This is a genomic window from Anaerocolumna sedimenticola (assembly GCF_009931695.1).
Classification (GTDB): Bacteria; Bacillota; Clostridia; order Lachnospirales; family Lachnospiraceae; genus Anaerocolumna; species Anaerocolumna sedimenticola.
Genome location: NZ_CP048000.1, coordinates 5,323,519 through 5,335,971, shown reverse-complemented (window position 1 = coordinate 5,335,971; position 12,453 = coordinate 5,323,519). Strand labels below are relative to the sequence as shown.

General features: G+C 38.9%; 11 protein-coding genes. 9 read left to right on the top strand and 2 right to left on the bottom strand.

Annotated elements, in window-relative coordinates:
- Positions 1-7 precede the first annotated feature (7 nt).
- The 9 genes from Ana3638_RS23790 to catA all read left to right on the top strand — a co-directional run bounded on the left by Ana3638_RS23790 (position 8) and on the right by catA (position 9,571).
- The gene (locus tag Ana3638_RS23790) at positions 8-1,567 is read left to right on the top strand and encodes a recombinase family protein (protein ID WP_161840247.1); all 1,560 of its coding nucleotides are present in this window, start codon (positions 8-10) and stop codon (positions 1,565-1,567) included.
- Between the two features lie 4 nt (positions 1,568-1,571).
- On the top strand, positions 1,572-1,991 hold the full coding sequence (locus Ana3638_RS23785; RefSeq protein WP_161840246.1) for a serine integrase family protein: 420 nt from the start codon (positions 1,572-1,574) through the stop codon (positions 1,989-1,991).
- Entirely contained in the window at positions 1,988-3,568 is a 1,581-nt protein-coding gene (locus Ana3638_RS23780; RefSeq protein ID WP_202621536.1) for a recombinase family protein, read from the top strand. Before Ana3638_RS23785 ends, Ana3638_RS23780 begins: the two co-directional genes overlap by 4 nt.
- Before the next feature lie 428 nt (positions 3,569-3,996).
- Positions 3,997-5,214: a macrolide efflux MFS transporter Mef(A) gene (gene mef(A), locus Ana3638_RS23775; protein ID WP_161840245.1), complete on the top strand. Its 1,218-nt coding sequence runs from the start codon at positions 3,997-3,999 to the stop codon at positions 5,212-5,214.
- 114 nt (positions 5,215-5,328) lie between these two features.
- Entirely contained in the window at positions 5,329-6,792 is a 1,464-nt protein-coding gene (msr(D), locus tag Ana3638_RS23770; RefSeq protein WP_161840244.1) for an ABC-F type ribosomal protection protein Msr(D), read from the top strand.
- A gap of 131 nt (positions 6,793-6,923) precedes the next feature.
- Positions 6,924-7,448: a DinB family protein gene (locus tag Ana3638_RS23765; protein ID WP_031577803.1), complete on the top strand. Its 525-nt coding sequence runs from the start codon at positions 6,924-6,926 to the stop codon at positions 7,446-7,448.
- A gap of 48 nt (positions 7,449-7,496) precedes the next feature.
- Entirely contained in the window at positions 7,497-8,078 is a 582-nt protein-coding gene (locus Ana3638_RS23760) for a nitroreductase family protein (protein WP_161840243.1), read from the top strand.
- A 22-nt stretch (positions 8,079-8,100) separates the two neighbouring features.
- Positions 8,101-8,619, top strand: coding sequence for a GrpB family protein (locus Ana3638_RS23755; protein ID WP_161840242.1), 519 nt, complete (start codon positions 8,101-8,103; stop codon positions 8,617-8,619).
- A gap of 292 nt (positions 8,620-8,911) precedes the next feature.
- The gene (gene catA, locus Ana3638_RS23750) at positions 8,912-9,571 is read left to right on the top strand and encodes a type A chloramphenicol O-acetyltransferase (RefSeq protein WP_161840241.1); all 660 of its coding nucleotides are present in this window, start codon (positions 8,912-8,914) and stop codon (positions 9,569-9,571) included.
- 1,121 nt (positions 9,572-10,692) lie between these two features.
- On the opposite strand, the gene Ana3638_RS23745 is transcribed toward catA, so the two are convergent.
- Both Ana3638_RS23745 and Ana3638_RS23740 read right to left on the bottom strand, forming a co-directional pair.
- Positions 10,693-11,559: an SPL family radical SAM protein gene (locus Ana3638_RS23745; RefSeq protein ID WP_161840240.1), complete on the bottom strand. Its 867-nt coding sequence runs from the start codon at positions 11,557-11,559 to the stop codon at positions 10,693-10,695.
- Between the two features lie 37 nt (positions 11,560-11,596).
- The gene (locus tag Ana3638_RS23740) at positions 11,597-12,439 is read right to left on the bottom strand and encodes an AraC family transcriptional regulator (RefSeq protein WP_161840239.1); all 843 of its coding nucleotides are present in this window, start codon (positions 12,437-12,439) and stop codon (positions 11,597-11,599) included.
- Positions 12,440-12,453: the final 14 nt, after the last annotated feature.

Sequence of the window (12,453 nt, the reverse complement as noted above, 5' to 3'; positions counted from 1 at the left end):
TGAGACAATGAAACGGATAACAAAGATTGAAGCAAATGAGAAGTTGCAGATGACAAATAAGAAACTTCGTGTTGCTGCTTATGCTCGTGTTTCAACAGATAGCCGTGAACAGCTCGCCAGCTTAGAAGCCCAAAAAAATCACTATGAAGTCTATATCAAAAACAACCCAGACTGGGAGTATATTGGCCTATATTATGATGAAGGTTTATCCGGTACGAACATGGCAAAACGAGATGGTCTTCTTAGGATGATTTCTGATTGTGAGAAAGGCTTGATAGATTTTATCATTATTAAATCCATTAGCCGCTTTGCTAGAAATACGACAGAATGCCTTGAAGCAGTCAGAAAGTTAATTAAGCTTAAGGTCTTTATTTATTTCGAGAAGGAAGGCATCAATACTGGTGAAATGGAAAGCGAGTTACTACTTACCATTTTCAGTAGCCTTGCGGAAAGTGAATCAGTTTCTATTTCTGAGAATGAGACATGGGCTATTCAGAAAAGGTTCCAAAACGGTACCTTTAAAATTGGATATCCGCCATACGGATATAAGAATGTGAATGGCAAGATGGTTATCGATGAAGCGGAAGCAGAGATTGTAAGATTTGTTTTTGCGGAGTGCCTTTCGGGAAAAGGCTGCTATATGATAGCAAAAGCACTTAGAGAGAAAAAGGTACCTACAAAGAAAGGTGGGAAATGGAGCTCTAGCGGAGTTAAAGAAATCCTGAAAAATGAGAAGTACAAAGGGGATGTACTCTTACAAAAAACATTCACGGATTCGCAGTTTAACAGACATTACAACCGTGGCGAAAAGCCACAGTACTATGTCAAAGATCATCATGAGGCAATTATCAGTGATGGGGATTATGAAGCAGCACAGTTAATTATTGATCAACGATCAAAAGAAAAGAATATTGTTACGGAAGATGATAAGTACCTAAGCCGCTACCCGTTCTCAGGGAAAGTAATATGTGCTGAATGCGGTGCCACGTGGAAAAGAAGAACACATACCTCTAGTAAGGATAAATACTATACTTACACCTGCAAAACTCATCTGAAGGACAAGAGTAAATGCGGTCAGCTTTTTATCAGAGAAACGGATTTCGAGGTTGCCTTTATTAATATGATGAACAAGCTGATCTTTAGTAAAAAGGTTCTTTTACAACCCTTGCTTAATAGCCTGAAAAGTATTAATCAGGTAAGTGCATTTGCTCGAATTAACGAGCTTGAGGCAGCATTGGAACAGAACTTTGATCAAAGGCAGGCTCTTACAAATCTTCTTTCAAAGCAATACATTGAGCCCGCACTTTATGCCAAGCAGAATAGCGAGCTTTTAGCTGAAGCTGAGGAGTTGAGAAAAGAAAAGGAAACCTTGTACCGTTCAGTAAATGGAGAGCTTGAGAATGCCGAAGCTGTGAACAGGTTACTAAAGCATATAAACGATAGTATAGGATTTGCAGAATTTGATGCAGAGGCATTTGAAGCACACGTCGACCACATTGTAGTTTACAGCAGAAGTGAAATTGGCTTCATGCTCAAGTGCGGATTAAATCTTAAGGAAAGGTTGTGAGAGAATGAGCCATATTCCATATGGATACAGAATTGAAAACGGTAAAGCCGTCATTGATAAAGAAAAATCAGAGCAAGTAAGGAAACTCTACAAAGGATATCTTTCTGGTCTTGCCTACATGCCTGCCGCAGAAGCTGCTGGACTTAAGCTTTACCACACAAGTGCTAAGAAAATGATGCAAAACAAATATTACCTTGGAGACGATTATTATCCGGCGATAATAGATAAGGAGACCTTTGATGCAGCAGAAGCCGAACGTGTTAAAAGACAGACTAAGCTTGGAAGGATATTTGATAAGAAACCAGACAAAGTGAGTCAGGTTGCTACAGGCTTTAAAATGCCAAAGGTACAAGTCAAATATGAGGACCCTTTTATGCAGGCAGAATACGTATACAGCCTGATAGAAAGTGAGGTGAATGAATGATTTCCTTAGCTAAAAATGTTACGGTTATTCCAGCGAAGAAAATAATTGGTACTCAGAAACCAACCGAAAAAGTTCAGAAGACACGAGTAGCTGCTTATTGCCGAGTTTCTACTGACAGTGATGAACAGGAAAGCAGCTACGATACACAGATTGAGCATTATACCACCTATATTAAAAGTCACCCGGAGTGGACGTTAGCGGGGATTTATGCCGATGACGGTATCTCCGGAATGAATACGAAGAAGCGTGATGAATTCCAGAGAATGATTAACGATTGCAACGACGGCAAGATAGATATGATCATCACCAAATCCATAAGCCGATTTGCAAGAAATACGGTTGATTGCTTAAATTATACCAGAGCCCTTAAGAACAAGAATATCGGTGTTTATTTCGAGAAAGAAAACATCAATACGCTCGATGCCAAGGGTGAAGTTCTTATGACAATTATGGCTTCTCTTGCACAGCAAGAAAGTGAGTCATTGTCGGCCAACGTTCGTCTGGGCTTGCAGTTCCGATACCAACAAGGAAAAGTTCAGGTCAATCACAACTGGTTCTTGGGATATACCAAAGATGCAGACGGTCACCTTATCATTGATCCGGAGCAAGCCAAAGTAGTAAAGCGCATTTACAGAGAGTATCTCGAAGGCAAGAGCTTCTTACAGATAAAAAGATCACTTGAGGCCGATGAAATACGAAATGGTGCAGGGAATAAAAAATGGCATGAAAGCAATATAAAGCAGATACTTACGAACGAGAAGTACATCGGGGATGCCTTGCTTCAGAAGACTTATACGGTGGATATACTCGATAAGAAGCGAGAAGTCAATAAGGGTCAGGTTCCTAAATATTATGTAGAGGACAGTCATGAAGCTATTATTCCAAAAGATATCTTCTTAAAGGTACAGGAGGAAATTGCTAGAAGGGCAAATCTTACTAACGGGACAACAAAACGCAAACGTATCTATAGCGGGCGATACGCCTTATCCGGTATGGTATTCTGCGCACACTGCGGCGATATCTTCCGCAGGATTAAATGGAACAATCGAGGGTGTAAGTCCACCGTTTGGCGCTGCGTTAGCAGGGTTGAAAAAGATGGTCCTGATTGCCCGGCAAGAACAGTTCACGAAGAATTGATCCATGAGGTGGTTATCAAGGCCATAAACGAAGCGTTCCGCGAAAAGGAGACAATCCTTCCGCTTTTGCGAGAGAATATCGAGAGTAGCTTAGAGGAGATCAACCTTAGTCAGATTGCAACAATTGATGATCAGATGAAATCAATGCAGCAGGAGCTACTGGCAACGGTCAATTCAAAGAATACCGGTGATGAGCTAGGTATGGAGATTAGAAGGCTGCGTGATGAGAAGCAGGCCCTTCAAAATGAGCAGGCATTAAGACAGGATCTGAAAACTAGAATTGATGAGATGATGCGTTTCCTTAATGACCTGCCTTGCGAGCTTACTGATTACGAAGAAGAATATGTGAGGACACTCTTGGAAAGGATTACAGTTTACGATGATCACATCATTGTTGAATTTAAATCAGGCATTGAAATACAAATAGACAAAGAGGTATAGAATATTGAGCTGACCGCCAATAGAGGGAACCATATCACAACACCCTTTGGCGGTTTTTCCATTTTTAAACGTTGATTATATCATTTCGTTGTGTTATAATAATTGATACAAATAAGGATTTAGGAGGAACCGAAACTATGACAGCCTCAATGCGTTTAAGATAAGCTGGCAATAAAAAAGGCAGAATCTATCCCCGATGATAGGCTTTTTTGTTGTACTTATTTATACGATATTGAGCATTCGTTAGTTACGGTGAGGATATAGATTATTTAACTATACCTTAATTTAACTATGTCTAAATATGAATGCTTCTAATTGTATGTAAGCAGACCAAAAGCCACATTGTGGATTTAGGCCTGCATTTTTATTGCCTAGAATGATATCCAAAGTAGAAATTCAAGCAAAATAATATGCAGGAGAAAATATAAATGGAAAAATACAACAACTGGAAACTTAAGTTTTTTACAATATGGGCAGGACAGGCAGTATCTTTAATCACTAGTGCCATCCTGCAAATGGCGATTATTTTTTACCTTACAGAAAAAACAGGATCTGCTATGGTCTTGTCTATGGCTTCACTAGTAGGTTTTTTGCCCTATGCAGTCTTTGGACCTGCCATTGGTGTATTAGTGGATCGTCATGACAGGAAAAAGATAATGATAGGTGCTGATTTAATTATTGCAGCAGCTGGGGCAATGCTAGCTATTGTTGCATTGTATATGGAATTACCCGTATGGATGGTTATGGTAGTATTGTTTATCCGTAGCATTGGAACGGCTTTTCATTCTCCGGCTCTCAATGCGGTTACGCCACTTTTAGTACCAGAAGAACAGCTTACGAAATGTGCAGGTTATAGTCAGTCTGTGCAGTCAATAAGCTATATTATTAGTCCGGCGGCTGCAGCATTGTTATACTCCGTTTGGGAATTAAATGCAATTATTGCTATCGATGTATTAGGCGCTGTGATTGCATCTATTACGGTAGCCATTGTAAGTATTCCTAAGCTGGGAGAACAAGTGCAAAGTTTGAAACCAAATTTCTTAAGAGAAATGAAAGAAGGAATCGTCGCACTGAGACAAAATAAAGGATTATTTGCCTTATTACTCTTAGGAACGCTATATACGTTTGTGTATATGCCAATTAATGCACTGTTTCCTTTAATTAGCATGGAATACTTTAATGGAAAACCTGTGCATATTTCAATTACCGAAATCGCTTTTGCATCTGGAATGCTAGTAGGCGGTCTAATATTAGGAAGGTTGGGTAATTTTGAAAAGCGTGTATTACTAATAACTGGTTCATTCTTTATAATGGGGGCCAGTTTAGTCGTTTCAGGATTACTTCCTCCAAGTGGATTTGTTATATTTATAGCTTGCTGTGCAGTAATGGGGCTTTCGGTGCCATTTTATAGCGGTGTGCAAACAGCTCTTTTTCAGGAGAAAATTAAGCCTGAATATTTAGGACGTGTATTTTCTTTGACCGGAAGTATTATGTCATTTGCTATGCCAATTGGATTAATTCTTTCTGGGTTCTTTGCTGATAGAATCGGTGTAAATCATTGGTTTTTACTATCAGGTGTTTTAATTATTGGCATTGCTATAGTTTGCCCCATGATAACAGAGGTTAGAAAATTAGATTTAAAATAATATTGGAGGGGTATTTATGTATCTTATTTTCATGTAATCTTCCTGCTAAAATCGTAGGGTTTTCCCTGCGTCCAAGCAAATGAAAGCATGCGATTATAGACAGGAGGAAATAAGATGGAATTGATATTAAAAGCTAAAGATATTCGTGTGGAATTCACAGGGCGAGATGTTTTAGATATAGATGAATTAGAAGTATATAATTATGACCGTATTGGTTTAGTAGGAGCAAATGGTGCAGGGAAAAGCACTTTACTCAGGGTGCTTTTAGGGGAATTAACTCCAGCAGGATGTAAAATGAATCGTCTGGGTGAACTTGCTTATATCCCTCAGTTGGACGAAGTAAGTTTGCAGGAGGAAAAAGATTTTGCACTTGTAGGCAAGCTGGGTGTTGAGCAATTAGATATACAGACCATGAGCGGTGGTGAAGAAACAAGACTTAAAATAGCACAGGCTTTATCAGCACAAGTGCATGGTATTTTAGCCGATGAACCTACCAGTCATTTAGACCGTGAAGGAATTGATTTTCTAATTGGACAACTAAAATATTTTACAGGTGCACTGTTAGTTATTAGCCATGACCGATATTTTCTTGATGAGGTAGTAGATAAAATATGGGAACTGAAAGATGGAAAAATCACTGAGTATTGGGGAAACTATTCTGATTTTCTTCGCCAGAAAGAGGAAGAACGCAAGAGCCAGGCTGCAGAATACGAACAATTTGTTGCGGAACGTAGCCGTTTGGAAAGGGCTGCGGAGGAAAAGCGAAAACAGGCTCGTAAAATAGAACAGAAGGCAAAAGGTGCTTCAAAGAAAAAAAGTACTGAAGGCGGAGGGCGTTTAGCTCATCAAAAATCAATAGGAAGTAAGGAAAAAAAGTTGCATAATGCCGCTAAATCCCTAGACCATAGGATTGCGGCCTTAGGAAATATAGAAGCTCCAGAAAATATTAGCAGGATTCGTTTTAGGCAAAGTGATGCATTGGCACTCTACTATCCATATCCAATCGTCGGTACGGAAATTTCTAAAATATTTGGGGATAAGGTACTATTTGAAAAAGCATCTTTTCAAATTCCGCTAGGAGCAAAAGTGGCGCTAACTGGTGGCAATGGAACAGGAAAAACAACTTTAATCCAAATGATCATAAACCATGAAGATGGAATTTCTATTTCACCTAAGGCAAAAATAGGTTACTTTGCACAAAATAGTTACAAGTACAACGGTAATCAGAAAGTCATGGAGTTTATGCAGGAGGATTGTGAATACAATGTTTCAGAAATTCGTTCGGTTCTAGCATCAATGGGGCTTAAACAAAACGATATTGGAAAAAGCTTATCTGCTTTAAGCGGCGGAGAAATTATTAAATTGTTGCTGGCTAAAATGCTTATGGGTAGATATAACATCCTGCTAATGGATGAACCGAGTAACTTCCTTGACATACCAAGCTTAGAGGCTTTGGAAATATTAATGAAGGAGTATACTGGAACTATAGTGTTTATCACCCATGACAAACGGCTACTCGACAATGTGGCTGATGTGGTTTATGAAATTAGTGATAAGAAAATAAATCTGAAACATTAAATTTAAGGTAGTCGCCGGTCAATGTAGTCTATACTGGCTGGCGGCTCCATTGTTAAAAAGTATAAAGACTTTTTTTCTTTGACAAGAATTAATGTATACTAAAATAATTTTAATAAGGAGTATTAAAATCAATGAGAGATATCGAAATAAAAGAGAATATACTATTTCAGATAGACATGTGCTGGCAACTTTATCTTTATCACACAGAGAATCTAAAGGAGACAGAGGCACTTTGGACATTCAGTCCCATGGGTCTGCAGATACGAAGGCAAGACGATGGATGGAGTATAGATTGGCCTGAAATCGAAAGTTACGAGATTGGACCGTCCAGTATTGCATGGATTATGTGGCATATTATATATTGGTGGCGCACTACGTTAGATTACAATTTTGGAGATGGTACCTTGAAAAAGGAAGACATTACTTGGCCTGGAAGTGTTGAAAAAGCAAAAGAAGAAATAAAAACTCTTCATGATAAATGGGTTGAAAAATTAATCAATATGTCGGATGCAGAATATCAATCACAGCAGTATGCAAAATGGCCACTTGAGGGTAGAAGCTTTGCTGATACTGCATTATGGTTAAATGGAGAATTGATGAAAAATGTAGCCGAAATAGGTTATGGACGATTTCTATATGCAGCTTGTAAAAAATAGAGATAGCGATAAATACGAGAATAATTTTTTTAAAGAAGGAGACTACCAATGAATAGTATAATAGAAAACATATTAACAAGAAGAAGCATACGAACTTTTAGAGAGACTCAGATATCGGAGGAGGATTTAAATACCATTCTAACAGCGGGAAGCTATGCGCCTAACGGGATGGGAACACAGAGCTGGAAGTTTACAGCCATTCAAAAAACCAGTGTACTTGCAAAAGTGAATGAGGCTATTCGCCTAACCCTTATATCTATACCTGTTGTAGCAGAAACGCATCCTTATGTTGTGAGCCTTGTTAAAAAAGCGAAAGACGAGAGTTCAAATTTCCTGTATCATGCCCCCACCTTTATTATTGTTTCTAACTTAAAGGACAACGGAAACTCTATGCCGGATTCAGCATTAGCCATCGAGAATATGATGCTGGCAGCACACTCACTCGGTATTGGTTCCTGCTGGCTAAATCAGCTGCCAGGACTCACACACATGCCCTTAATCCGTGAGCTTTTATCAGATCTTGATGTTCCCGTAAATCATATTGTTTACGGAACTGTCGTTATGGGTTATGCTGCAGAGGAGCCGAAACAGGCTGCCCCTCGTAAAAATGTCGTAAATATTATTCGTTGAGAACGAGATTGGAGGTTTAATATTGTTTATACGAGTAGTTCCGTATGACCCCTTTTGGGAAGTAGAGTATGAAAATGAATCACAGAAGATAAGTGGTATTTTGAAGGACGTATTGGTGGATATTTACCATATTGGCAGTACAGCAGTTAAAGGGTTACATGCTAAATCAATCATTGATATAATGCCCGTAGTGACAAATATTAGTTTGGTTGATAAGTATAATGAGGAATTTGTAGCCATTGGATATGAGTGTATGGGTGAGTTTGGTATTGAAGGACGGAGATATTTCCGCAAGGGTGGCGATAATAGAACACACCAGATTCATATTTTTGAGCAAAGCAATCACAAAGATATTAATAGGCATATAGCAGTAAGGGATTTTCTGCGTACACATCCTGACATCGCTTTAGAGTATGGTGAATTAAAGTTGGAGCTGGCTAATCGATTCCCGGAGGATATTGAAGGCTATTGCGCTGGTAAGGATGCATTTGTAAAGCACCTAGAAAAGGATGCTTTGCGATGGTGGCAAACTGTCTGTTAGGAGGTTATTCTCAAAGGATTGCAAGAAGCAGTTGAGGATAATCCGTATAACTAACTATTACATATCATGACGATTCGTATTGGTAGAATAACACGAATTAACAAAGGATATATTTGTAGTAGCAAGTGTATTTGTTTTATATTCTATGACCCTATTTGATTTACATGATTCTAAATGGTATAATGGACTTGCTTATATATATAGATGCTTGGATAGCAGGAGGTTGCAAGATGATGATGGCAGTTAAATTAGCCTTCTAAAATTAAATAATAAAATTTTAGGAGGCTAATTTATGAAATTTAATTTGATAGATATAGAGGATTGGAATAGAAAGCCATACTTTGAGCATTATTTAAATGCGGTAAGGTGCACTTACAGTATGACTGCAAATTTAGAGATAACAAGTTTACTACGTGAAATTAAACTTAAGGGCCTGAAACTGTACCCTACGCTTATTTATATCATCACAACTGTGGTTAATCGTCACAAGGAGTTCCGCACCTGTTTTGATCAAAACGGTAAGTTAGGATACTGGGATAGTATGAACCCAAGTTATACTATCTTTCATAAGGATAACGAAACTTTTTCAAGTATTTGGACAGAGTATGACGAGAACTTCCCACGTTTCTACTATAATTACCTTGAGGATATCAGAAACTATAGCGACGTTTTGAATTTCATGCCTAAGGCAGGTGAACCTGCTAATACAATTAATGTGTCCAGCATTCCTTGGGTGAATTTTACCGGATTCAACTTGAATATATACAATGATGCAACATATCTAATCCCTATTTTTACTTTTGGTAAGTATTTTCAGCAGGACAATAAAATTATATTACCCATGTCTGTACAGGTGCATCATGCGGTTTGCGATGGTTACCATACAAGCAGATTTTTTAATGAGGTACAGGAATTAGCCTCAAATTTTGAGACATGGTTAGATGAAAAATAATATATAAAAATTGCTTGTGCTTGCGAGCTATAAATAAAGATCGAAAATGTTGTGAAGCTCGTGAGGAAACAAAGCGACCAAAGAAGCATATGTTCCACTTATGCAAGGACTTCCCGAGAAGGCGAGTGACAGCGAAGATCGATTGGAAGGAGTCTGTGCTTAGTTAAGTAATATATTCCTTATAAAAATCATTTCAAAGGATTAGAGAAATCTAATCCTTTTTCTATGTATTTTCACCCCAAAATATAAGAATTTAATATGACAATCACGAGTTTAATTTCTCATTTTGGTGCTATTTATCATAAGCAGAGCAAAAACACTAATTGCCGGTGATATGCTGGGAGTTGAGGATGGGTATCTTGTTCCTTCTCCTGAGCAGATTAATTTCTATCATAATACGTATCATCATTTTAATTAGTGGATATGTTCCCTAAAACCTTGTAAACTATAAAAAACGGTTGATATGTTCCCTAAAACCTTGTAAACTATAAAAAACGGTTGATATGTTCCCCTTAACCCAGACATCAATAATGACCGCTCGAGCCATGTGGAAACGGTTTGCTTACTAAGTAAGAAATCATGACGATTATTTATATAGATATTGAAAGCAGGAGCACTTGACTGGAAGTACTTGGCATTATAGTAAAATAGAAGCGAAGTAATTCAAATAACGAGATTTGGTCCGCTCCTATGAAATATTAAATAGATTATATTCCGATTCAGAGATATCTCCTAATGGAGTTTACTCCAAATACAACAGTTTGTATTGCAATAGACAACAACCAAATGTAAAGCATAATAAATTTAAACGTTGTAATCCAAGAGCATATTGTTGCCAAAGTTTCGTAGAAGACAGGATATTGTCCGAGTATACGTAAAAGTAATATGTTTTCAAAGACATCAAGCAACGCCCTCAGCCCGCATCGTGTTTGCGGGTTAATGGTTGATGAACGGAGAGAGGCGGGGAACGGTAACCGGTGCCGCTATGACGGTTAGGCTGCCCGGACTTACCAACAGAGAGCCATATTTTGCTTAGTATACCTTTCGTCCCAAAAGCCCATGAAGACTATGTTAATTTGTGCATTTACTAACAGCAAAAAGAATATCAATTTGCATAACTTTTATTGTCTGTGCATTTTCTCTTTCATTGGTTTTGAATAACTGCTTGAAAGCTTGTACTTTTCTTTTAACTCGTTTACCATTTTGTAAAGCTCATTTTTATAGTCCGCACCAGTGCCACCCGTTTTATATAATGCTTGTAATAGTTCATAAAGCCCCGGAAAATCCTGTTTGATAAATTCAAAAAAGGTCGCTCGTGTTTTGCCGCGAAGATACCGTACACCGGGAAGGACATAGCTGACGTTGCAGTCTTTGGCATTGCTGTATAGCGCGTCAATATTTTCCTGCGTATCGGTCAGGTAAGGTATGATAGGCATGAAATGCAAACCTGTCGATGCGTTTGTTTTGGAAAACTCTTTTAGCATGGCAAATCTTTTCAGGGAATCCACGCCGCCGGGTTCAATTTTTCCTCTTATGCCTTCATCCATACAAGTGATGGTTGCCGCGACGTTTACATAGGTAATTTGCGAAAGCTCGGCAATCAAATCATAATCCCGCAGTACGAGATCCGATTTCGTCGAGATAATGCAAGGCGTTTTATACTTTATCATGAGCCGGAGAATGTCTGGCATCAATTTATACTTGGCTTCAGCAGGCTGATAACTGTCCGTCACCCCGCCTATGTTTACAACTTCACGATTCCATTTAGGACTACTTAATTGTTTTTCCAAAAGCTCTACAATATTCGTCTTCACATTAATATCTTCAAAATACCTTTGGGAGCCTAAATACTGGTGCGAATACATGGCGTAACAGTATTTGCATCCATGTTCGCAACCACGATAGATATTCAAATCCCACGAGAAAGGAATTTTCCGCTTTAGCCGATTACACGCGACTGTACAAGTTATTTCGTTATAGATTGCCATTACTTTATTCCTACTTTCGCGCGAATATAAAAAGACCTTATTTTGTGACCGGTATCCATACTTCCCATACTTCCTCGGAATACAGTTCGATGTCCGGGGCGTATGCAAATTGATAGCCGCTTGTGGGGAGCCATTCCATCACGATACGCTGTTCCAGCTTTTGCACCGCGTCTGCTTCTTTTTCCGTGCAAGTGAAAATTGCCCAGGTTGATGCAGGAACGGTAAATTCGCTCATTCCATCTGGCACCGGCTTATTCGAAGCGCAGGCAATATAGTAGTCGAATTCGCTGGTGCTAAAATCTATACAATAGTTGCTCACGCCTAAAAGTCCGGCAGGTTCCTCATTCATGAGAGCCATAATATCGTTCTGCCCGCCATCTTTCATCAAGTCGTGCCAAAACTCCGGGGTGCTGCGGTAGCACTCGCCATTTTCCATAGTAGTATGCAGTTTGACGCCGGCAATGCGAAAAGAGTTTTTCTTCTCAATGCGATAGTCCATCGCCTGTGCTCCTTTAACGGTGAGTTCAAAGAAAAGGGGAGGATATGCTTTAATCGAAACGCCATCCTTTTTAACATCGCTGGGAGATACTCCGTGCAAAGCCTTAAATGCCCGGTTAAAAGAGTTTGGCGAGCTATAGCCATACTTGACTGCAACATCAATTACCTTATCTTCGCCGCCTTGAAGCTCCACCGCCGCCTTAGAAAGACGCCTGTTACGGATGTATTCGGAAAGGGGTACTCCGGCTATCATAGCAAAAAGCCGCTGAACATGATAAACGGAATACCCGAACACAGCGGTAATCTTCTCGTAATCAATCTCGCCTTCTAAGTTTTTTTCAATATATTCAATTACCTGATTAAAGCCATCCAACCAATTCATTATACAATCACCTT